A 20,883-nucleotide genomic window follows, 5' to 3' on the forward strand; every position below is an offset into this window, starting at 1 on the left:
ACGAATCTACAGGTGGAAACGGTTATCAGTTGCCGTTCACGTCAACGACGCGAGGACAGTCAGCAGGCGGTCGATCTCCTCTGCCGTGTTGTAGGCATGCAGGCTCACCCGTACGGATCCGTCCCGCTCGTCGGTGCCGGCCTGGCAGAGGCTGTCGGCGCGCACCATGAAACCGTGGCTGAAGAGGATGAACCCGAGGTCGTCGGACGGGATGTCACGGTGGCGGAAGGTGACGATGCCGTGGCGGCGCTGGGCCGCGGGCAGTGGGGAGTGGGCGGCCAGGCTCGCCGGGCAGCCGAGGACCTCGTACGGGCCGAGTTGTCCGAGCCGGTCCGTCAGCCGGGTGGTGAGCGTGGTCGTCCAGCGCGCGATCCGCTCGACTCCGGCCGCGTCGAGCCAGTCGAGTGCGGCCCGCAGCGACACGATGCCCACCGTGTTGGGCGTGCCCTGCCAGCCGCCCGGACGGAACACGGGCCCCCGCGCGTTGCGCGCCCAGACCGCGCCTGATCCGGGCAGGGCCATCGCCTTGTGCCCGGAGAAGACCACGAAGTCCACGTCCAGCGACGGATCGTCGAGGTGCACGGGCAGGTGACCGACGCTCTGCGCCGCGTCCAGGCAGATCGGTACGTCCGGGCCTACCGCCTCGCGGATGCGGTGCACGTTCATGTCGCCGCCGTAGACGTGGTGGACGTGGGTGGCGGCCACGAAGCGGGTCCGCGGGCCGATGGCCTCGGCCAGGGCCCGGTGGTCGTAGTCGCCGGAGACCGCCTGGTACGGCAGCGCCCGTACGCGGACCTCGACACCACGCTCGGCCAGCAGCCGGCGGGCCTCGAGCCAGGGGTCGAGATTGGCCCGGTGGTCGGCGTACGGCACGAGGATCTCGTCCCCGTCCCCGAGGTACGGCACGAGCCAGTCACGGGCGACGGTACGCAAACCCTCGGTGGTGCCGCTGGTGAAGTGGACGCCACAGCGGCCCGGTTCGGGGTCGTGGAGGAACTCCTTGACCCGCTCCCGAGTCGACTCCACCAGTTCCGTGGTCCGGTTGGCCCAGGGGTAGGTGCCGCGGCCCGCGTTGGCGTTCGACGTCGTGAGGTACGTCTGGACGGCCTCCAGTACGGCACGTGGCTTCTGTGACGTGGCCGCGCTGTCGAGGTATGCCAGCTCCGGATGCGCGGTGACGATGGGGAACTGTTCCCTCACCTCCTTCTGCCAGAGCGGGTTTTCGGGCTCCCCGGCGGGAAGCGGGCGCGCCGGGCTCATTCGCGTACCAGCGGTGCGCCCGCGTCCCGCCAGGCGACGATCCCGCCGGCCAGACTGCGGACGTCCGGGTGGCCCATCCGGGACAGCACGGCAGCGTAGCGCAGTGACTTCTCGCCGACGGGACAGGCCAACAGCACGGGTGTGCGCTTGCTGAAGGGGAGCCCGCCGCGGAGCAGATCCTCGAACACCTCGTCGACGATGTTGACCGAGCCCTCGATGTGCAGGGCGGCGTAGGCGTGCGGGCTGCGCAGGTCGACGACGAGGGGCCGGGGATCACCCTCGGCGGACCAGCGCCGGGCGTCGTCCACGTCGATGACGCGGGCCTCCGCACGGGCCTCGGCGTTGGTGACGGCCGACGCGGAGTGCCCGCGGCCGGTCCGGCCCAGGAGCTGGGGGCGTCGCTGACGCACGTAGCTGAGATAGCTCTCGGCCCGGTCGCACACGATGAACACCGCCGTCCGGCGCTGCCCCGTCCCGTCCAGCTCGGCGTCGGCGTACCGCAGCTGCCGCACCGCCCCCTGGTAGGCGGCGCCGCCGGTCGGTCCGCTCAGCATTCCGCAGCGGCGGATCAGGGTGATCATCCCGTCGATGGCCTCGTCCGAGGTCACCGACTCGATGGTGTCGTACGTCGCCGGGTCGAACAGGCCGACCTGGTGGACCTCGTCGATGGTGCGGATGCCGGGTATGAAGTCCGACTTGTGGGCCACCAGGCCGAGGACCCTCACACGCGGGTCGTGCTCGCGCAGGACCCTGGCGACACCGGTCGACGAACCCGCCGTGCCCACGCAGGCGACGAACCAGTCCGGCACCCGGCCGTCCAGGTCCTTCACTATCTCGGGACCGGTACCCTCCGCGTGCGCCTCGACGTTGCGCGGGTTGAAGTACTGGTCGGTGTGCAGGTAGGTGCTCCCCGGATCGGAGAGGGCCCGGTGGAAGTGCGTCAGCGGGTCGTCCGTGTCGGTCGGGTCGAGGCACTCGCTGCGCCCGGGAAGTTCCTCGATCTCGGCGCCGAGGAGCAGGAGGAGCTCCTTGATCTCGGGTACCCGCATCCGGTTGGTGACGCTCTTGAACCTCGCTCCGTGCATACCGGCCAGCAGGGCCAGGGCCTTGGCCGTGTTGCCGCTGGAGAGCTCCACGACCGTTCCGTCGCCGTCGGCCGCGGCCTCCAGATGGGGCCGGGCCATGTGCCAGGCGGGCCGGTCCTTGACGGACCCGAACGGATTGAGCATCTCCAGCTTGGCGTAGAGGTCGATGTTGCGCAGACCGTGTACGGCGGGATCGATGCGCACCAGAGGCGTGTTGCCTATGGCCTCGGTGATGCTGTCGTACCTCATCCGATTGCTCCCCCCAAGGGTGTGATCGGCCAGTAGTCCTCGTCCGGGCACCAGCGCCAGGAATCGTCCCGCCGCTCCACCGCCACCGTCCGCGCGACGGGCTGGCGCTGCGCGTGATGGGCGTGGAAGTCCATGGCGTATCCGGCGGTGTTGGCGAAGGCCAGCAGATCCCCCGCCCGCGGCAGCCGGGGCAGGAAGACCAGGCGGCGGGTGAGGAGATCACCTTCCAGGCACAGATTGCCGGTGAGGTAGACGCCGACCGGCTCCCCGTCGCCCGACGCCGCTTCGCCACGCGGCAGCAGGACGGGGTCCACCAGGACCCCGTGTTCCTCCAGGCTCATGTCACCCGCGTTCATGGCGAGACGCACCAGGTACTGCCCGGCGTCCATGTCCGCGGGCCGTACGTCCAGCACCCGGGCGAGCGACAGCCCGCACTGGTCGACCAGGGAGCGACCGGGTTCGATGTACAGGTCGTGGAGGTGCTCCAGCAGGAGGGTGGCGGGCGGGCGGCCCAGCACCGGCGCAGGCAGGGAGAGAAGCTCGTCGAGGTAGCCGGGTCCGGCGGTGGGGCGGTAAGCGGGGTACAGCGCGGCGGCACCGCGCACCGTGCCGCCCTCGTTGCGCAGCCCGTATCCGTGACCGCGCCAGGTCAACGGCGGACGGACGCCGAGCACCGCCTCGGTCAGCGCGGTGGTCCACCGCTCCCATTCCTCCGCCTCGGCGACGTAGCCGACACCGAATCCGCCCCCGATGTCGAGGGCGCGCGGCGCGAGTCCCCGCGCCCGGCATTCGTCCATGAACAGCACGCACTGCTCCAGCGCCCGCGCCTTCTCCTCCACACCGGTGGTGTCCATGTGGTAGGCGGCGCCAACGAACTCCACCGCGTCCGCGTTGCGTTCGAGCGCCGACAGCAGCGCCTCCGAATCCCGCACCGGGGTGCCGAAGCGGCTGCGCCGGGAGAGCAGCCGGGTGCCCGCTCCCCCGTGGCCGGTGGCGTGCTCGAACCCCGACAGGCGTACCAGCACGGCGACTCGGCCGAGCCCGTGCGCGCGCACCAGGCCGGAGAGACGTTCCAGTTCCCCGGGCGAGTCCAGGTTGACCGTGGCTCCGACGCGCGCGGCCAGCCAGAGGAACGCGGCGTCCTTGGGTCCGGTGGCCATGATGCGGTCGCCGGTGAACCCACAACCCAGTGCGTGCCTCAGCTCCTCCGTGGAGGCGACGTCGACGCCGACGGTGGCCGGGTCCTCCGCCGCCAGTCTCCGCAGCAGGGCGCTGGACCGGTTCGCCTTGTGCGCGAAGTACGCCCGCCCGGTGAGATGGTGGCGGCGGTAGACGGCACGGAAGCGGGCGGCGTTCTCGGCCACGGCCTCGGGGAGCAGCACGTTGAGCGGCGACCCCAGCGCGTCGACGAGCGAGTGCAGGAAGGGCCGGTCCGTCAGCAGTGAGGCGAGCGGCGGATCCACCCTCGGCCTCAGATACAAGGGCACATCCATGTGAGACCCCTCCCGGTACCGGCCGACCGCCGACGCGACGATCGTTCGGGAGTAGTCGTTTCCAGGTACACCCGCCCCTAAGCGTCACTGGTCCGGCTCCCGGGGCGAAGTCCCGTGCTCAGGAGGGGGTGGTGCTGAGGATGCGGTTGAGCGCGCTGCCGGGGCGGCTTGTGAGTTCCTCCCAGGTTCCCTCTTCCGTGATGAGGCCGCCCTCCAGGACTGCGATGCGGTCGGCGCGGCGGATGGTGGCCGGGCGGTGGGCGATGAAGATCGTCGTGCGGCTCTCCTCCTGCAGCACGGTGGCGAGTTCGGCGTCGCCGGTGTTGTCCAGGTGGGCGGTGGACTCGTCGAGCACGAGGACGCGCGGTCCGGCCAGCAGCGCGCGGGCCAGGGCGATGCGGGCCCGCTGACCGCCGGACAGCGTGGCGCCCCGCTCACCGACGGGCGTGTCCAGGGGCGCGATCCGGTCGACGCCGCACAGCCGTGCCGCCTCGGCCAGCACCCGGTCGTCGGCCTCGGGCACGGCGAGCCGCAGGTTCTCGGCGAGGGTGCCGTGGAAGAGGGGGGTGTCCTGTCCCACCAGGACCACCGCCCGCCGCAGTTCCGCGTCGTCCACCTCCCTCACGTCCACGGGCTCGCCGTCGGCGGGCAGCAGCTGGACCTCACCGGCGGACGGGTCCCAGAAGCGGGCCAGCAGGTGGGCACAGGTGGACTTGCCGGCGCCGGAAGCGCCGACGAGGGCGAGTGTCCGGCCGGGGTGGACGGTGAGGTCCACGCCGTCCAGCACGGGCCCGCCGCCGTAGTCGAACCTCACTCGGTGCAGCCGGACGCCCAGTGGTCCGGGAGGCAGGGGACGTGGTGCGGTGGGCGGCGGGGCGAGGGCGGGGGCCTTGACGGCCGCGTCGACGCGAGCGGCGGCGGCGCGAAGGGCCACGGCCTGGCTCAGGGCGCGGGCCGACTCCGCGACCGGGCCGAGGACGGACAGGGCCAGCGCCATCGCGGCCGGGACCCACGCGCCGTGCAGCCGTCCGGAGGTCACGGAATGCGCCGCCGCGGCGACCACGCCGAGGACCGCGACCACGATGAGGAGGTCGCGGACGGCGGCGGCGACGGCCTCCCAGGTGGCCTCGGCACGCTGGGCGTCGCCCACCTGCCGCCCCCGCTCCGCCAGCTTGCGGCGGCGTCCGGCCAGAGCACCGAAGGCAAGCAGTTCGCGCAGCCCGTCGGCGGTCTCCACCGTGTCGGCCGACAACGCGGCCACGGCCGTGCGGGTGCGGCCGCCGCGTACCGTGCGTGCGCGGGCGTCGGCGAAGGGCGCCGCGGCAAGCAGGGCCGCGACCGGCAGCACGGCCACCGGCAGCCACGGCTCCACCAGGGCCAGAAGCACCGATCCGCCGGTGAAGACCGTTCCCGCCGCGAGCAGCTGGGCGGTGGTGTGGGCGTAGAAGAACTCCAGCGCCTCCACGTCGGCCATGGCGGTGGCGGCGAGGTCGCCGCTGCGCCGGCCCGCGACCCGGGCGGGCGCGCTGCGGGCCAGTCCGTCGAAAACACGGACCCGCAGTGCGGCCAGCACCCGGTAGGCCAGGTCGTGCGAGAGGTCCATCTCCCGCCAGGTCGTCAGGGCCCGTACGAGAACGAGGGCGACGAGCGCGGAGACGGTGCCGGCCGCGGGTGCGCGCCCTTCGATGACGGCGGTGCCCACGGTGTGCGCGGCCAGGGTCACCAGCGCGACGAGGGAGCCCTGTTCGAGGAGCGCGGCGGCACAGGTGCGGGCCGTCATGGCGCGGTGTGCCGCGAGGGCGGGCAGCAGGGCCCGCAGCGCGCCCCGCGCGGGGACGTCCGCCCCGGTGGCGGCGGGACCGGTGACGGTGCTCATGCGGCGAGTTCCCCTCGGTGGGCGCGGCCGGCCTCGACGAGCCGGGTGTAGACGCCGCCGGCCTCGACCAGGCCAGTGTGGTCGCCGACGGCGTCCACCTGTCCCGCGTCGAGGACGACGATCTGGTCGGCGTGCCGCACGGCCGCGAGCCGGTGGGCGACCACCAGGACGGTCCGCCCGCCGACCGCCTTCAGCAGCTCCCGAACAATGTCCGCCTCGCGCCGCTCGTCGACCGCGCTGGTGGCCTCGTCGAGAACGAGGACCGGGGCGTCGGACAGCAGGGCCCGGGCGAGGGCGAGCCGCTGTCGCTGGCCGCCGGAGAGCGTGGCGCCCCGTTCGCCGAGGACTGTGGCGTAGCCGTCCGGGAGGGCGGCGATCTCGTCGTGGATCCCGGCAGCGCGCGCCGTCCGGGTGAGCTCGTCGTCAGTGGCGCTGGGCCGCGCAAGACGCAGGTTGTCGGCGATGGTGGCATGGAACAGGTACGTCTCCTGCGAGACCACGGCGATGCCCTGCCGCAGCGAGTCGAGCGCGCACTCGGTCGTGGGGCGCCCGTCGAGGGTGATCCGCCCTTCCTTCGGGTCGTGATGGCGCAGGAGCAGGGCCAGCAGGGTCGACTTGCCCGCGCCGGACGGCCCGACGATCGCGGTGGTCCGTCCCGCTCGCGCGGTGAAGGAGACACCGTCCAGGGCGGGTGCGGGAGCACCGTCGTAGGTGAACCGGACTTTGTGAAAACGGAGTTCGGGCGGAGTGTGCCAGTGCGCGGGCGCCGTTGCGGTGTCGGGGACCGCCGGCTCGGCCGAGCGCAGGGCCGCCAGCCCGTCGGCGGCCGACACCCCCAGGTAGCCGGCGTGCCATTCCCGGGCGAGGTCGCGGACCGGGCGGAAACACTCGGAGGCCAGCAGCAGCACCAGATAGGTGCCGGCCGCGGTGGTGGATCCGGTGACGGCCGACCAGCACGCCAGGAGCGCTGCGGCGGCGGTGCCGCCCTGAATGGCGAGGTCGGTGATGCCGGTGTCGACCAGGGACACACGCAGTTTGGCGACGGTCGCGCGGTGCAGGGCCGCGGACCGCTCCTCCAGGCGTGCGCGGGTACGTCCGACGGCGCCCGCGGCGCGCAGGGCGGGCATGCCCTGGAGGGCCTCCAGGTAGTCGGCGCCCAGTCCTTCGTAGGTGTCCCAATGCTCCTTTCCGCGGGTGGCGAGGAGCCGGTCCCAGGCGCGCGGGCCCAGCAGGGCCAGGAGCAGGGCGGGGACGAGTCCGAGGAGGGCACGGGGTTCGACCACGGCGAGGACGGCGAGGACCAGGGGTGGTACCGCGAGGGTGACCAGGAGCTGGGGCAGGTAGCGGGAGACGTAGGCGTCGACCCCTTCCACCCCCTCGACCAGGGTGGTGCGGACGGCTCCCGCCCGCGCTGTGGTCAGGTATGCGGGCCCCAGCCGGCCCAGGTGGGCGAGGAGTTCGTCGCGCAGTGCCACCCTGACCCGGGCCCCGGCGCGGGTGGCGGTGCGCCGCTGCCACACGGCGAGACCGGCGCGGCCGGTGACGACGGCGAGCACCGCGGCCAGCAGCCACGGGAGTTGGCCGGTGTCACCGCGGGCCAGGCCGGCGAGCGCGAGGGCCAGCAGCACGGCCTGCGTCAGGTGGGTGAGGGTGACGGCTCCCTGCAAGAGGGCGGCCGCGAGCAGGGGACGCCGTGCGCGCCGTGCGGCGCGGCGCAGCTCGGGGTGGACGATCATGTGGAGTTCTCCTCGTCGGCGTGGCGGGTGCCGAGGGCCAGGGCGTGCACGACCCAGTCACGGCCCGGCGCGGCGCCGAGGGCGGCGCCGAGATCCGCCTGCTGCCAGGAGCCGACGGGCCGGGCCGCCAGCCCGTGGCGCAGGGCTGCGACATGGGCCAGGTGGACGGCGAAGCCGGCTCGCAGGTGGGCGCGGCGGATGTGCGCGGTGTCGGCGTCCGTGGGGCAGCCGTGGGCGAGCAGTGCGGCGCCGGCGTCCGCGAGCCACGCCTGGCCCGCGGCCCAGGCCGCGAGCGTCGGACGGGCCTCGCCGGACGCGTAGCGCCGCAGGGTCGTGCCCTCGGGGGTCAGTTCCATGAGGCCGGGCCGAGGCGGGCCGACCGCGGCGCTCCAGCGCAACAGGCCACCGCCCCCGGCCCGTTCGGCGGTCGCCAGGACTGCCCGCAGTGCATCGCGGGGTGGGAGGCCCGGCAACGGTGGCGGGGTACTGCGGCGCGCCAGCAGGTCGGCCGGGGTGGGCGGGTCCTCAGTCTCTGCAGGGCGCCTCGGGCTCCGCCCGTCGGGCGGTGGGATGCGTACGACGGCCAGGGGGTTCTCGGCGCGTCCGTCCATCCGTACGTCGGATTCGCCCACGCCCAGGACGCGGGCCGCCAGGAGCAACGCCGCGGCGGCGTGCCCGGTGTCCAGCAGCAGGAGAGGCCAGGCCCGATGGCCGTAGTGGGACACCGTGCGCTGTGCGGTGACGGAGAGTGCGGCGGTCACGCCCGGCGGCGTGCCGTCGACGGGCGGGCCGACGTGGTGGACGCGGTGGCGCAGCGGGTCGTAGCCGTAGCGGCCGGGCGGCAGGGAGCAGCCGGTGCCCACGACCAGTTCGGTGTCCACCGGGTGCAGCGCACCGGCGGAGGGGGTGGGCCTGAGGCGTCCGGAGGTGTCCGAGGCCGCCAGGGAAAGACGCAGCAGAGTCCGCAGGTCGAGGTTCGCGGGGCCGGCCTCCGGGATCGGGCGCGGCGAGCCCGCCCAGGCCCGGACGGGTGCTCCGGCGGGTGTGTCGGGGCCGGGGCGCTCCGGGGAGCGGGCCCGGGCGAGGGCGGCGACGAGGCCCGTCGGCGGGTCCTCGCGGTGGTCTTCCACAGCGGTCCTCACATGTGCGGCGGAGGTGCCAGCGTGAAATCCTCCGGCGCGCTCGGCGCGGTCACGCGCCATCCGCGCGCGACGGCGGCCTCGGCAAGGCGCGGGCAGCCGAAGTAGCCGAAGGCGGCGGGCGCGTTGGGCAGCAGTCCGGAGACGAGGACCCGGGCGACGCGCAGCGCGGTCTCCGCCACGTCCTCGGTGGTGAGATCGAAGGTCATGACACGGTGACCGCCCCCGCGCAGCGTGCTCTCCAGCCGCTCCCGACCGCCCGGCTCGACCTCTGCGACGGATACCGTCCCGAGCGCAGGCTCGGTGAACCTCCGGGCCTCGACCGCCATCCGCTCGTCAAGCCACACCTGCACGTGTGCTCCCAGGTCCCGCACGTGCTCGAACTGCTCGCCGCACACGCCGAGGTAGCGGCCGTCGGCCCGGTGCTCCAGGTACAGCCCGCGGGCGAGCAGCCCGGCCTCGACGGCCTGGAACACCCAGCCGTCGGGGTCGGTCAGGCCCTGGGTGAAAACCCAGGTGTGGACGGCTTCCAGGACGGCTTTGCGGGCGGCCTCGGCCGGATCGTACTTGCAGGCGAACCCGGCGGCGTACAGGCCGAGGCGCGGATCGTGGACGAGCGCGGCCATGCAGGGGGCGAACTCCGAGGGCATCTCGACGATGTGGACGTCGAGCGCGGAGCCGGCGAGGTCGTCGGCGAGGCCGGGCACGCTCGCCGGGTCGATGCCCCGGGTCGGGCCGTCCAGGTGCCACCACAGTTCCAGGGCGTCGCGCTCGACGATCTCCATCAGGCCGCGCTCGACAGCGTCGTCGAGGCCCTGTCCGGTGGCGATCCCGGCGTAGTTGAGGTGGTGGGTGCGGGGCAGCTCACGCAGGCCGCCTTGGCGCCAGTTGAGGTGGGTGAGCGAGACGGGTGCCCAGACCTCGGCGTCGGTCCCGTCGGGCAGTCGTTCGGTTCCTCGTGTCCACAGCGCGGGGGTGTCGGCGGTGAGCGGGCGGTAGGGGAACTTCGCGCGGGCGTACTGCCAGGGTGCGTAGGCGGGCAGATCGGCCGGGCCGTACAGGCGCAGGCCCTTGTCCGCCAGTTCGGCGGCGGTGGCGCGCAGGGGTGCGTCCGGGTGGCCGGGCGGCGGAACGCGGTTGCCGCAGTAGCGCTCCATCCCCTCGGCTATCGCGGCGACACGGGCCTGCTCGGGGTCGCCGAAGGTGGTGCCGAGGGAGACCCGGTCGGCGGGCCACAGGCCGTGTCTGCGGGCGTCGGACACCTCGGCCGTGAGCGCGGTGTAGCGGGGCGGGGCGCCCGCGGGGTGCTCGACGGGCTTGACCTTGCGGACGATTCCGCAGACGGGGTCGACGAGCGCTTCCAGCGGCAGAGCCGTCATCGCAGGATCTCCTCGGCGGGGTCGGTGGGGGCGGGACGGGACGGGAGGACGGGCAGGTTCAGCACCACGCTGTCCGGGTCGACCTTCCGCCGGGAGGCGAGCAGCTGTGCGGCCGTCATCGGGTCGTCCCCGGTGTGGGGGTTGCGGGCGTGGGCCGGGAAGTGGTGTCCGGCGATCTCCAGGCGCAGCCGGGTACCGGCCCGGAGCCGACGTGCGAGCCGGCCGAGTCCGACGGTGAACGCGGCTTCCCGGCCGGCCGGTTCGGCACGCCGGACGATACCGACGGCGAGCCGCTCGGCGGTGCCGTCCGGTGGGAGTGCGACGAGCCTGGCGGCCCAGTCGGCGGACGGTGTGTGGGCGATGGCCCGCAGCCGCACACTGACGGGGCCGACGAGGTCGAGCGGACGCGGCGACGGCGGTGTGACCAGCAGGCAGCGGTCGGGCGGGCCATCGGCGGGGACGGTCAGGTCGTCGGACCGAACGGGCCGGGCGGGGTCGGCGGTGAAGGCGGAACCGTACAGCAGGCGCGTGCGGTGGGCACGCGGTACTCCCTCGGTGTTGGCGGGCAGCCATAGGCCGGCGCAGCCGAGCGCCAGTGCGCCGTGGCGGCCGGGGGCGAGGTCGCCGGTCAGGGCGCGGCGGGCCCAGCGCACGTACAGCTCGCCGAGGTTCAGCCGGTGGGCGGGTCCCGCGTCCGGCCCCGGAGCGGCGGTCAGCGGGTGCCCCCAGGGGCCGAGCAGCAGACGCGCCGAGGATCCGCCCCAGGCGCGCCACAGAGCGACGGTCTCCTCGGTGAAGTGGTCGTGGTGGCCGCCCACCGCGAGCAGGGGCGGCCCGGCGTGCGCCGCCCGCGCCACGATGTGCCCGCGGTCGGGCCGGCGCCACAACCCCGCCCACGAGGGCAGGGCGCGTCCCAGCCGCTCGGGCAGAGCGGTCAACGGCAGGTGGGCGAGCAGGCCGGGGTCCTCGGCGAGGGCCTTGTTCAGCGCGCTTTCGTCGGAGTCGCGCCGGTCGCCGTGGGCGGCCCACCATCCGGCGCGGGAGAACAGCCGTTCCACGCCGGACGCCTCGCGGGCTGTCTCCGCCGGGCCGAGGGCGGGCACGGCCGCGATGACGGCGTCCGGCCGGGCGTCCCCGGGCGCGTCGAGGGCGAGGACGAGGGCGCAGTGGGCGGCGTAGGAGGCGCCGGCGGCCACCAGCCGCCCATCGCTCCACGGCTGTTGCCGGATCCAGCGGACGGCCGCTGTTCCGTCCGCGGTCTCGTGCGCGTACGGGTGCCACTCCCCCGGCGACGCGAACCGCCCCCGCACGTCCTGAACGACGGCGGCGAACCCGCGGCGGGCCCAGCCGCGCGCCTCGGCCTCGTGCCGGGTCCGGTCGTAGGGGGTGCGGATCAGGACGGTCGGGAAGCGGCCGTCACCGGTTGGGAGCAGGACGTAGGTGGCGAGTTTCTCCACGGCCGTGCTGAACGCCGTCATCCGTCCTTCTTCGGCATCGGGGCGACGTCGGGCACCGGCAGCACGGGGTGCTCGGTGAGGGTCAGCGTGCGCAGGTCCACCCGTCGCAGTCGGCGCCGGGCCGGGAGGCCGGCCGCGTCGGGGGCGCCGGTGGCCCACTGGCCGAGATCGTCCGCGAGCAGCGCCGCGAGCAGCATGGCGGCGGGCGCGGCGAACCGGACCGGCGCGCCGGAGGTACGCGGTCCGCTCCAGTACGCGGCCAGCTCGCGGTGAGCGGGCGTGGCGGCGAGCCGGCGGGACCGGACGTGCGCCGAGGTGACGTCCCCGGGAGCGGCGGCCACCGGCTCGACGTACACCTGCCAGCCCTCGCGGTGGCAGCGCAGCCACGCGACACCGCGCTCCGGCAGCCGGTCGGCGGCGTCCCACAAGCCGTCCGGCACGGGTCCGTCCAGGCACCAGACGACCGCGGAGGGGTTTCCGTCGAGCAGGTCCTCGATGCCCACCGGTGAGCTGCCGGAGGCGGTCACGGCCGGAGTCGTACGGGGCCGCGCGCCCAGGGCGGCCAGTTGCACGGCGAGCGGTTCGGTCAGGACCGGGTCGCCGAGGATCCTGACATCCTGGCGAGCGGCGGGCCACTCCGGGCCCAACGGCCCTTCCGCCAGATAACCGGCTTCTTCGAACGCCCGGATCACGCGGTCCATCCCCTCGTCCACCAGGGCTGTGGTCCCCCCGGTGAGCAGGGAGAGCAAGGCGTCCTCGTCGACGTTTCCTGTCCTGACACTGAAGAACTCCCCCGCGGGGGTGCGGACGGCAAGCCCTCGCCCTGGCACGGCGACGACCTCGACACCGGGGACGAGTCGGCTACGGGACACGGTGTTCCTCCTGTCGACGGGAGCGGGGACGGGCGTGGGCCCGCCCGGAAGGCATCGGGCGGGCCCACGGTCGAGGGTGGCCAGGCCCTCGCTTACTCCTCGGTGTCCTCGAAGGGGTTCTCGACGAGTGCGTTGGAGTGGGAGGCCGAGTCGTGAGCCAGCTGACCCGGGTCGGCGATCGGCGCGAAGACCTGCTCGTTGTCCATGAACTCTCCTTCATCAGCAGGGAGATACGGCGTTCGGATGAGCGCCGTGACCTCACTCTAATGAATCTGATTTTCATATTCTAGAGCCGCGATGGGGTGATCTGGGTAACACACAGGCCATCCCCCTTCCGGATCCTCACCGACCCGGCCTGCCACCTGCAGCACCTCCGCCAGCAACCCCGGCGTGACGACCCGCTTCGGCGCTCCGTCGGCCACCACACGGCCCTCCCGCAGGGCGACGATCCGCTCGGCGAACCGGGCTGCGTGGGCCAGGTCGTGCAGCACCATCACCACCGTGAGCCCGCGTTCCTCGCGCAGACGTACCACGGTCTGCAGTACGTCGAGCTGGTGGTGCAGATCCAGGTACGTGGTCGGCTCGTCGAGCAGCAGGACCTGGGTGTCCTGCGCGAGCGCCATCGCGAGCCGGACACGTTGCCGCTCGCCGCCGGACAGCGCGTCGACGTCACGGTCGGCCCAGTCCTCCACCCCGACATCACGCAGCGCCCGGCGCACGACGGGGTCGTCGCCCTCGCGCAGCATGCCCAGCGGGCCACGTGCCGCATACCGCCCCTGACGGACGAGATGACGCACTGTCATGCCCGGCACGGCCGGAGCCGACTGGTGCAGCAAGGCTGCCCTCTGGGCCGTGGCGCGTCTTGAAAGCCGCGTGACGTCGTCCTCGCCGAGCAGCACGCGCCCTTCGTCGGGGTGCAGCAGCCCGGCGGCCAGCCGCAGCAGGGTCGACTTGCCGCAGCCGTTCAGGCCGATCAGGGCGGTCAGTTCGCCCGGCCGGACGGTCAGGTCGACGCCCCGCAGCACGGGCCGTCCGGGGTAGCCGAAGTGGACCCCCTCGACGTGGATCCCCACGGACTCGATCATGCTCTGTCCTCAATTCGACGTCAGAACGTACGGCTCGGCGTGCGGCGCACGACGAGCAGCAGCAGCGCGGCGCCGAGGCAGGCGGTGAGCGCCCCGACCGGCACCGTGAGCCGTCCGGAGTCGAGCGCCGTCGCCAGTAGCCGCGAGGACAACTGCGCGGTCGCGTCGGCCCCGCACACCACAACCGCGCCTGTCAGGGCGGCGCCGGGAAGGCTCCGGCGCAGGTCCGCACCGAAGACGGCCACGGCCAGATGCGGGACGAGCAACCCGATGAAGCCCAGCGCGCCGACGGCAGCCACGGCGCCGGCGGTCAGGGCCACCGCGCATATCAGGGCCAGGGTCCGGGCCCGGCGGGCGGAGAGACCGGCGGCGAGGGCGATGTCGTCCCCGCAGCGCAGCAGGGTCAACGGCCCGGCCAGCAGCCAGGCAGCTGTCCCCCAGAGGAGCGCCCACGGCCACAGCAGGTGCCAGTGCTCCCACACCCGGCCCTCCGTAGTGCCCACCAGCCACTGCACGACGCTGCCGAGCTCACCCGGCTCCACGAGCAGCACCATGGCGGTGAGCCCGCCGAGCACCGACGACACCAGCACCCCGTGCACGGCGGTCTGCGCGGGATCTCCGCGACCGCGGCCGGCGAGCAGCCACAGCAGCGCTGCTCCGGCGCACCCGCCCGCGCAGGCGGCGAGGACCACGGCCAGGGGCGAATCCCACCCGGCGAGCCCCAGGGCGGTCGCGGTGACGGCGCCGAGCACCGCCCCCGGGGTCACGCCCGTCACCTCCGGCCCGGCCAGGGGATTACGCAGGGCGGACTGCAGGACCAGCCCCGCCACGGCCAGACAGGCGCCCGCGCCGAGGGCCACCAACAGCCTCGGCAGACGCAGTTGGAACACGATGTGGCGTTCCGTCGCGTCACCGCCACCGTTGAGGACGTCCCAGACCACCCCCGGGGACATGCCGCGCCCGGCCACCACCTCCGCTGCGGCGCATATGACGGCCAGTGCCGCGAGGGCCGTGAAACGCCGGGTCACCGTACGTCCTCCGTTCTGATCGTCCCGAGAGGCGGCGAGGTCGGACCGCCAGGCCCGGGTTCGCCCCGGTGAGCGTGATGCGGTGCCCCGGCGGGAGGTACTTCGTCCGCCACACCCGAAGCCGTCCTCCGCGGCCCGGACAGCTGCTCGCGCACCCCGGCCGAAGCGGCCGGGGTGCGCCAGGCCGCCGCCCGGCGACGGCCACCCGACCGCATCAGTGCGACGCCGGCCGGCACCCCCAGCAGGGCCGTCCACGCACCGGCAGGCGTCTCCACGGGTGCCAACACCAGCCGGGCCGGAACATCGGCGACCACCACGACGACAGCGCCCCAGGCCGCGGACCAGGGGAGCCAGCGCACCGCTCCCGCCGCGGGATCGAACCAGCGGCTCAGATGCGGGGCGAGGAAACCCACCCAGGCGACGGGCCCGCACACGGCCGTCACCGGAGCGATCAGCACCACGGCGACGGCCAGCGCTGCCAGCCGGGCGCGCTGAGCTCTCACACCGAGTGCCTCCGCGTCCTCGTCGCCCAGCCGCAGCACGGACAGCACCGGCGCGCACAGCACGAGTGCGGGCACCGCGACGAGCAGCCACGGCCACAGGCCCGTCACGTCGTCCCACGTCCGGGCGGAGAGGGAGCCGAGCAGGTAGCGGTAGATCAGCTGGAGGTCCAACTGGTCGGCCATGACCATCAGCACGAGCAGCGCGGCCTGCAACGCGGCCGCCACCGCCGCACCGGTCAGCAGCACGGCGGACGGACTGCGGCCGATCCCGGCGACGAGCAACGTGAGCCCGCCACCCAGGGCTGCCCCGCCGATGGCCAGCAGAGGCTGGACGGCGGCGGGCAGCGAGAAGGCCAGCACCAGCGGTGCGGCCACCCCCAGCGCGGCCCCGGACGACACACCCAGCATCTCCGGCACCGCCAGCGGATTGCGCAGCGCCTCCTGGAGCACCAGCCCGGCCGCCCCCAGGCAGGCTCCGGCGACCAACGCCAGCAGCAGCCGGGGCACGCGGAGTTCACTCACGACGATCCCGGCGAGGGTGGTGTCCCCCTCCAGCACAGCGGCGACCAGCCGGTACGGGGGGACGTAGGGGGTACCGAGGCTGAGCGCGCAGACCGAGAAGACAGCCAGCAACACGACCACCAGAAGCGGTTGCCACCTCCGCGCACCGCGCAACGGCCGCTCTCCGCCCGCCGCGGGGCGATCGGCTACGGCGGGCACCGGAAGGGACGTCCTCACCGCAGCGCGGCCGTGGCCTCGTCGAGCACGATGCCCAGCGAACGGGTGCCGCGCCCCTTGGCCCACACCTCTGAGTTCACCTCGTGGACGTCACCGTTCTTCACTGCGGGAATCTTGCCCCAGAGCGGGTTTCCGGCAAGCTTCTCGGACAGTTCGCCCTCCGCGTCGCCGAAGCTCAGCGTCTCGACGAACAGCACGTCGACGTCCTTGGCGAGGATCTCTTCGAGACTGTAACTGCCCTCCACACCGCGGGACTCCCACGGGTAGTCGGCGATCTTGGGGAACAGGCTGGCGGCCACGTCACCTTCGGGCGTCGCGACGCCGAAGTTCTCGTCACTGCCGTAGATGATGAGCGCGGTCTTGTCGCTCGGGGTCTTCTCGGCGGCGGCGAGCTTCGTCCGGAAGATCCTCTCCGCCTTCTCCCCCTGGGCGGTGCGGCCGGTGAGCGCGGCGGTGTCGCGCAGGTAGCCCACGCTGTCCTGCCACGTCTCGGGCTGCATGGCCCAGAACGTGGTCGCTCCCTTCAGCGCCGGGGCGAGCTTGCCGTGGGTGTCCCCGAGGCCGATCACGAGATCGGGCTTGTGGGAGAGGATCGCCTCCACCTCCGGGGCGATGAAGCCGCCGGGGATGATGTCCACCTCCTTGGCCTTCCCCTCCCCCAGGAAGTCCGGGTGGGTGAGCACCGCGCTGTTGGTGGCCGTCGGGACGATGCCCAGTTCGGTCAGGATGTCGTCGCACAGTGCGAACAGGCAGACGATCCGCTCGGGCTCCTTCTGCAAGGAGATCCTGACGCCGTTGGTGTCGGTCAACTCCGTCGACGCCTTGATGGGTTCGACGGTCACCTCCGTCTTCGCCGCGGGCTTGGCCTTGTCGTTCGCGGACTCTTCGGAGGACGAGCCGCAGCCGACCAGGAGCGAACCCACCGCCGCTGCGGTGAGCCAACTGCGAACGAATCTCGACGGTGAGCGCAGCATCGATGCCCTCGCTTCTTTTTCAGGTACCGGGAACGCACTGAAGATACATGATAATCGTTTTCACTAGATCGGTTTCTGGAGGACTCATGCCCGCTGCCACACCCGCCCTGCTCGTCTCCGACCATGTGGCCGGAGCCGTACACCTGCTGACCGTGCCCGACGGTGCCGTAGCAGGACGCCTCACCGGCCGTCACCTTTCGGAGCACGCCGGATTCCTGGCGCTGCCGGGTGGGCGGGTGGCCTGCGTCGACGACCGCCGCGGGGAACTGCTGGTGCTCAACCCCTACGCCGAGGAACTCGTGGAACGCGCGGTTCCGGTCGCCGTGCCGGCCGAGCACCTCGCCTGCGACCCGTCCGGCCGCCGACTGGCCGTCACCACCGGCCTCGGCAAGAACAGCGAACCGTGGTCGGACCTGCTGACGGTCCTCGACCTGGCCACCGGAGAGGCCGCACGGGTGCGGACGCGCGTCGGCGAACCGGGCGTAACCGTGCTGGGCGAGACCGACCCTCTGGTCGTACTGCGGCACCGGGAGCCCGGGGCGCTGGCCGTCCACCGGTTCGCCGACCTCCTCGCGGCTCCGCCTGGCTGTCCCCTGGTCACGCCTCACGCGCTCCTGCCGCTGCCGGACGACGGACACGGGGACGCACAGGCACCCGGCTCGGAGCAGGTCTTCGCGGCCACGAGCCAGGGAGTGCACCGGGCCCGCAGAAAGGGCGACATCCTCGCTGCCGAGGCGGTCATTCCGTGGGGATCGCCCGCCCGGGGCTGGTACCTCCGGCTCGACACCCGGCGTCAGGCACTGTGGACCACGCTGCGCGGCGGTGACCCGGACCCGCTGCGCTGGCCGGAGTGGACCAACCAGGCATGGCACCACGAGCTGGGAACCGGCCGGACGCTGCTCACGGACCTCGGTGCCGGGCTCGTCTTCCGGCTGGCCCTCGCCCGGCGCCACACCGCCTTCACCCGTGTCCATCCCGACGGCGACGAGTTGGTCCTGCTCGGCGCCGACGGCGCCGCCCGCCGCTGCCTCCTGCCCGGTATGGACGGTGCTCCACGTCGCGGCGGCACCCCCTGGGAGGGCGTCCAACGTCGCGCGGTGGCCGCCTCACCGGGCTCCGACTGGATCGCCGTCACCCGGGGCGGCCACGGCGAGGTGCACATCTTCGACGCGGAGACCGGCCACGAGGCGGCGCGTCCGCGGCTGAGCACACCGCTGCATCACGGCGGCCACCTGACACTACGCGCCCGGAACGACGGTGCCGACGGTGATCCCGTGGGTCGGTGACGGGACGTGTGGGCGCGCGCGGGGTCTGCCGCGACGAGCCCCTCGGCGAACGCGTACGCGTCGATGGCGAGGGAGTCACCGCCCGTCGGCGCGGCCCTGGCACGCTGGACCAACACGTGGTCCGCATCGGGACGGCGGCGTCGGTGGGGTGCGCCTACGGCAACGATGCGAAGCTGTCCGCGTGCACGTGGACCCGTCCGCCGTCGGTGGACGTGCGCACGCAGTGCGGGTACAGCTCGTGCGGGCTCCGATGAGAGCCCGAACGCCGTCCAACCCGGCAACGGAAGGGGCAACGGCTCCTCCAACGACACGGGCGAAACAGACACGGAGACGACCGTTCATCCGGCACCGGAGCGGCCGGTGATGATGCGCCCCGGCCCGCGGTTCCTCAGACAGCGACGGCTCGATGGCCCGCATCACCACCGACGACGCCCCGGTGACACTCACAGCGCGCGACGACCTGGCCGCCGGCGCCGAGGGCACCGTCAAGGTGCTCGACGCCTCGATGGGTGCCGAGATGCGGGCACTCGACCTGCCCGACGGGGCGCTGCGTACCGAACTCGCCGCGGGTGCAGGTAACTTGACGGTCTCCGGCCCGATGGGGTAATCCCTTGTGGCGCAAGGACGGGCATACGACCGTGCGCGAGTCCGGTGCCTGGTCGGCAGCAGCAGCGTGGGCCGACCACGAACGGGTGGCGGTCGCCTCCGGCCGCCACGCGCTCGCCCTGGACACGGACGGCGCCGAGTTGTGGCGGACCGAGTCCGCCGCGTCAACCGTCACCGACCTGGCCTGGATGCGGCAGGGGAGGCGTCTGGCCGTGGCAGCGCACGGGGCCGTTCGCTGCCAAGAACGGCACACCCGCAAGCCGGTGGCCACCTACCCCTACGTCGGCTCGCACCTGGCATTGGCTGGCGCACCGACCGGCAAGTGGATCTGCAGCGGCAACCCGCGCAAGCACCCTGACACCGACCACAACTGACAACTCGACCGGCTACGCGCCGCAGCCGTCGGCTCGGGCCGGCAGCTCGCCGTCCGCACGATGGACTGCCCTGGCCCCTGCGACCAGGGCAGCATCATCGTCGTCCAGCCCTCCACCGCCGGCCGCCGTGCCGGAGCCCGCGCCGTGTGGATCGGTTTCGCCGCCCCGAGAGGCACGGGCCCGTGCACGCCGGTGAATCCCTGCGAGCCACGGGCGGCCGCGGCATCATCGCGGCCGCCCGCCTTGATGAAACCACCGCGACGTCCGTCGCTGCCACGATCCAGGCCCTGGCCGCCCCCTCCCGGCTACTGATCCTCACCACCCTGCGGCACGCGCCATGCTCCGTCGGCGACCTCGCCGCCGCCGTCGGCATGGAACAGTCCGCCGTCTCCCACCAGCTGCGCCTGCTGAGCACCCTGGGCCTGGACACCGGCCGGCGCGACGGGCGCCGCATCGTCCACACCCTCTACGACAACCACGTCGCCGCGCTCCTCGACCAGGCCGTCCACCACATCGAGCACCTGCGCCTCGGCATGCGTGACATCGCTTGAGCCGACATAGCCGGCTTCCGGAGCGAAGTCCTGCCCGGGAGCGCGTGGGACGCCGGGCGGATCCCCAGTACTGACCGCCCAGGGCTTGGTGTGGGTCCCCGATGGGCTCCCTCCACATATCGCATTGGAGAAAACCGCTTCCAACAGTGGTTGGCGTCGTGGTACTCGAAGTGCATCCACAGCCTCGGGGAAGAAGCGTTGGAGACCAATCACGTCGTGCTCGCCCCCGCACGAAGGACGAGGCCGAGCAGGTTCCCGGCCCTGCCGGACTGGGGGATCGCCCGCGGCCGGACCATCCCCGATCCCGGGCTGTCCAATCTCAACGGAGCCCCTGTTGTCGTTCCGAACTCTGGCTCCGCCCACCAGGCACCGCGCACGCCGAAGAGGCGGCACCCTTGCGGCGGAGCACACACGCGTGCTCATCCACCGCTTGGCCCCGCCCGAGCGGCGGACGTCCGCGTTCGCCGCCCAGTTCTCACACTCCCACGGCTGCTGACATACCGCCTGGCCGGCCGGCGCAACGCGACTGCGGGTCTCCAGCGGCCGTGATCGCTCTGGGCGCGATCCACTGACAACGACAGCCGTGTGCTTCTCAGCCCTCGACGGTCCGTCGTACGCGTCGGGACGGGCCGAACTCGTACAGGCCTACAACGTCCGGCGGTTCGGCGAGGCCCGGCCCGCCGGAACGCACCCACGCCACGATGTCGCCCGTCACGTCAGGGTCGTTGACCAGGCCCAGCGAGACCGGCCGCCCGCCTGCGGCCCGCCCGGGCGAAGACGGCTGTACGACGATGACGTTGGCCTGCTCGCACGCGTCGAGACAGTTCACCGCCCGGACCTGGGCCACCGCCCCCAGTTCGGCCCTCGGCATGGCGAGTTGGGCGGAGTGATCGGTGCCGGGAACCTTGGCCGTGCCGCAGCAACACCCCCGGCACACGGTCACCGTGCACTTCTTCTCCGCATAGACCTGCGTCAAGCGTTCAATCGCGTCATCCTGCGTGCCGAACCCGCCCTCCTCAACCTGCTTCCCCAGACCGTTGCGGAAACGGATCGTGTACGGATGCGGGCACCGGGCCGACCTGGCACAGCCGCAGTCCTTGAAGAACGACCCCATACCGCGGGCGAGCTGACGAGCCACGTGACGCACCTTCCGAGCGGGAGCCGGGCATCTGCGCTTCCAGGCACCGCGCCG

Annotated in this window: 19 protein-coding genes; 4 read left to right on the forward strand and 15 right to left on the reverse strand. The window is 73.2% G+C overall.

The genetic code is table 11. The features are described 5' to 3' along the window. Positions 1-36: 36 nt before the first annotated feature. From PYS65_RS02905 to PYS65_RS02970, 14 genes are all read right to left on the reverse strand, one after another. The gene (locus PYS65_RS02905; RefSeq protein WP_279332149.1) at positions 37-1,260 is read right to left on the reverse strand and encodes an aminotransferase class V-fold PLP-dependent enzyme; all 1,224 of its coding nucleotides are present in this window, start codon (positions 1,258-1,260) and stop codon (positions 37-39) included. Then, the gene (locus PYS65_RS02910; protein WP_279332150.1) at positions 1,257-2,594 is read right to left on the reverse strand and encodes a pyridoxal-phosphate dependent enzyme; all 1,338 of its coding nucleotides are present in this window, start codon (positions 2,592-2,594) and stop codon (positions 1,257-1,259) included. The genes PYS65_RS02905 and PYS65_RS02910 overlap by 4 nt, the downstream gene beginning before the upstream one ends. Then, positions 2,591-4,087, reverse strand: a complete 1,497-nt coding sequence (locus tag PYS65_RS02915) for a Y4yA family PLP-dependent enzyme (RefSeq protein ID WP_279332152.1) — start codon at positions 4,085-4,087, stop codon at positions 2,591-2,593. The genes PYS65_RS02910 and PYS65_RS02915 overlap by 4 nt, the downstream gene beginning before the upstream one ends. 118 nt (positions 4,088-4,205) lie before the next feature. Continuing rightward, positions 4,206-5,963 carry an ABC transporter ATP-binding protein gene (locus PYS65_RS02920; RefSeq protein WP_279332153.1) on the reverse strand — a complete coding sequence of 586 codons (1,758 nt, stop codon included), beginning with the start codon at positions 5,961-5,963 and terminating at the stop codon, positions 4,206-4,208. Then, entirely contained in the window at positions 5,960-7,699 is a 1,740-nt protein-coding gene (locus tag PYS65_RS02925) for an ABC transporter ATP-binding protein/permease (RefSeq protein ID WP_279332155.1), read from the reverse strand. Before PYS65_RS02925 ends, PYS65_RS02920 begins: the two co-directional genes overlap by 4 nt. Continuing rightward, positions 7,696-8,829, reverse strand: coding sequence for a nitroreductase family protein (locus PYS65_RS02930; protein WP_279332157.1), 1,134 nt, complete (start codon positions 8,827-8,829; stop codon positions 7,696-7,698). Before PYS65_RS02930 ends, PYS65_RS02925 begins: the two co-directional genes overlap by 4 nt. Positions 8,830-8,837: 8 nt before the next feature. Continuing rightward, the gene (locus PYS65_RS02935) at positions 8,838-10,217 is read right to left on the reverse strand and encodes a YcaO-like family protein (protein WP_279332158.1); all 1,380 of its coding nucleotides are present in this window, start codon (positions 10,215-10,217) and stop codon (positions 8,838-8,840) included. Beyond that, positions 10,214-11,695 carry a CocE/NonD family hydrolase gene (locus tag PYS65_RS02940; protein WP_279332160.1) on the reverse strand — a complete coding sequence of 494 codons (1,482 nt, stop codon included), beginning with the start codon at positions 11,693-11,695 and terminating at the stop codon, positions 10,214-10,216. Before PYS65_RS02940 ends, PYS65_RS02935 begins: the two co-directional genes overlap by 4 nt. Beyond that, the gene (locus PYS65_RS02945) at positions 11,692-12,546 is read right to left on the reverse strand and encodes a hypothetical protein (protein ID WP_279332162.1); all 855 of its coding nucleotides are present in this window, start codon (positions 12,544-12,546) and stop codon (positions 11,692-11,694) included. The genes PYS65_RS02940 and PYS65_RS02945 overlap by 4 nt, the downstream gene beginning before the upstream one ends. Before the next feature lie 92 nt (positions 12,547-12,638). Continuing rightward, positions 12,639-12,752, reverse strand: a complete 114-nt coding sequence (gene amiA / locus PYS65_RS02950) for a streptamidine family RiPP (RefSeq protein ID WP_241270818.1) — start codon at positions 12,750-12,752, stop codon at positions 12,639-12,641. 57 nt (positions 12,753-12,809) lie between these two features. Then, the gene (locus PYS65_RS02955) at positions 12,810-13,631 is read right to left on the reverse strand and encodes an ABC transporter ATP-binding protein (RefSeq protein ID WP_279332168.1); all 822 of its coding nucleotides are present in this window, start codon (positions 13,629-13,631) and stop codon (positions 12,810-12,812) included. A 20-nt stretch (positions 13,632-13,651) separates the two neighbouring features. Then, on the reverse strand, positions 13,652-14,659 hold the full coding sequence (locus PYS65_RS02960; RefSeq protein WP_279332170.1) for a FecCD family ABC transporter permease: 1,008 nt from the start codon (positions 14,657-14,659) through the stop codon (positions 13,652-13,654). Beyond that, positions 14,656-15,804 (reverse strand): FecCD family ABC transporter permease, encoded by a 1,149-nt coding sequence (locus PYS65_RS02965; RefSeq protein WP_279332172.1) that lies wholly within the window; start codon positions 15,802-15,804, stop codon positions 14,656-14,658. The genes PYS65_RS02960 and PYS65_RS02965 overlap by 4 nt, the downstream gene beginning before the upstream one ends. Positions 15,805-15,896: 92 nt before the next feature. Beyond that, positions 15,897-16,874: an ABC transporter substrate-binding protein gene (locus PYS65_RS02970; protein ID WP_279332174.1), complete on the reverse strand. Its 978-nt coding sequence runs from the start codon at positions 16,872-16,874 to the stop codon at positions 15,897-15,899. Between the two features lie 86 nt (positions 16,875-16,960). Here PYS65_RS02970 and PYS65_RS02975 point away from each other — a divergent pair, with 86 nt between their 5' ends. The 4 genes from PYS65_RS02975 to PYS65_RS02990 all read left to right on the forward strand — a co-directional run bounded on the left by PYS65_RS02975 (position 16,961) and on the right by PYS65_RS02990 (position 19,691). Beyond that, entirely contained in the window at positions 16,961-18,160 is a 1,200-nt protein-coding gene (locus tag PYS65_RS02975) for a hypothetical protein (protein ID WP_279332176.1), read from the forward strand. 406 nt (positions 18,161-18,566) lie between these two features. Beyond that, entirely contained in the window at positions 18,567-18,767 is a 201-nt protein-coding gene (locus PYS65_RS02980; RefSeq protein ID WP_279332178.1) for a hypothetical protein, read from the forward strand. 31 nt (positions 18,768-18,798) lie between these two features. Further along, complete coding sequence (locus tag PYS65_RS35070; protein WP_387037625.1) at positions 18,799-19,140, forward strand: WD40 repeat domain-containing protein; 342 nt, start codon at positions 18,799-18,801, stop codon at positions 19,138-19,140. A gap of 182 nt (positions 19,141-19,322) precedes the next feature. Continuing rightward, a complete protein-coding gene (locus PYS65_RS02990; RefSeq protein ID WP_279332180.1) occupies positions 19,323-19,691 on the forward strand; it encodes an ArsR/SmtB family transcription factor in 369 nt (122 codons plus the stop codon). A 592-nt stretch (positions 19,692-20,283) separates the two neighbouring features. On the opposite strand, the gene PYS65_RS02995 is transcribed toward PYS65_RS02990, so the two are convergent. Beyond that, a complete protein-coding gene (locus tag PYS65_RS02995) occupies positions 20,284-20,667 on the reverse strand; it encodes a (2Fe-2S) ferredoxin domain-containing protein (protein WP_279332182.1) in 384 nt (127 codons plus the stop codon). Positions 20,668-20,883: the final 216 nt, after the last annotated feature.

Source organism: Streptomyces cathayae, assembly GCF_029760955.1.
Lineage (GTDB): Bacteria > Actinomycetota > Actinomycetes > Streptomycetales > Streptomycetaceae > Streptomyces > Streptomyces cathayae.

Excerpts from the sequence above, each read along its gene's own strand:
- PYS65_RS02970 (WP_279332174.1), bottom strand. The coding sequence starts at position 16,874 with ATGCTGCGCTCACCGTCGAGATTCGTTCGCAGTTGGCTCACCGCAGCG.
- PYS65_RS02915 (WP_279332152.1), bottom strand. The coding sequence starts at position 4,087 with ATGGATGTGCCCTTGTATCTGAGGCCGAGGGTGGATCCGCCGCTCGCC.
- PYS65_RS02955 (WP_279332168.1), bottom strand. The coding sequence starts at position 13,631 with ATGATCGAGTCCGTGGGGATCCACGTCGAGGGGGTCCACTTCGGCTAC.
- PYS65_RS02935 (WP_279332158.1), bottom strand. The coding sequence starts at position 10,217 with ATGACGGCTCTGCCGCTGGAAGCGCTCGTCGACCCCGTCTGCGGAATC.
- PYS65_RS02925 (WP_279332155.1), bottom strand. The coding sequence starts at position 7,699 with ATGATCGTCCACCCCGAGCTGCGCCGCGCCGCACGGCGCGCACGGCGT.
- amiA (WP_241270818.1), bottom strand. The coding sequence starts at position 12,752 with ATGGACAACGAGCAGGTCTTCGCGCCGATCGCCGACCCGGGTCAGCTG.
- PYS65_RS02940 (WP_279332160.1), bottom strand. The coding sequence starts at position 11,695 with ATGACGGCGTTCAGCACGGCCGTGGAGAAACTCGCCACCTACGTCCTG.
- PYS65_RS02980 (WP_279332178.1), top strand. The coding sequence starts at position 18,567 with ATGGCCCGCATCACCACCGACGACGCCCCGGTGACACTCACAGCGCGC.
- PYS65_RS02905 (WP_279332149.1), bottom strand. The coding sequence starts at position 1,260 with ATGAGCCCGGCGCGCCCGCTTCCCGCCGGGGAGCCCGAAAACCCGCTC.
- PYS65_RS02920 (WP_279332153.1), bottom strand. The coding sequence starts at position 5,963 with ATGAGCACCGTCACCGGTCCCGCCGCCACCGGGGCGGACGTCCCCGCG.
- PYS65_RS02910 (WP_279332150.1), bottom strand. The coding sequence starts at position 2,594 with ATGAGGTACGACAGCATCACCGAGGCCATAGGCAACACGCCTCTGGTG.
- PYS65_RS02975 (WP_279332176.1), top strand. The coding sequence starts at position 16,961 with ATGCCCGCTGCCACACCCGCCCTGCTCGTCTCCGACCATGTGGCCGGA.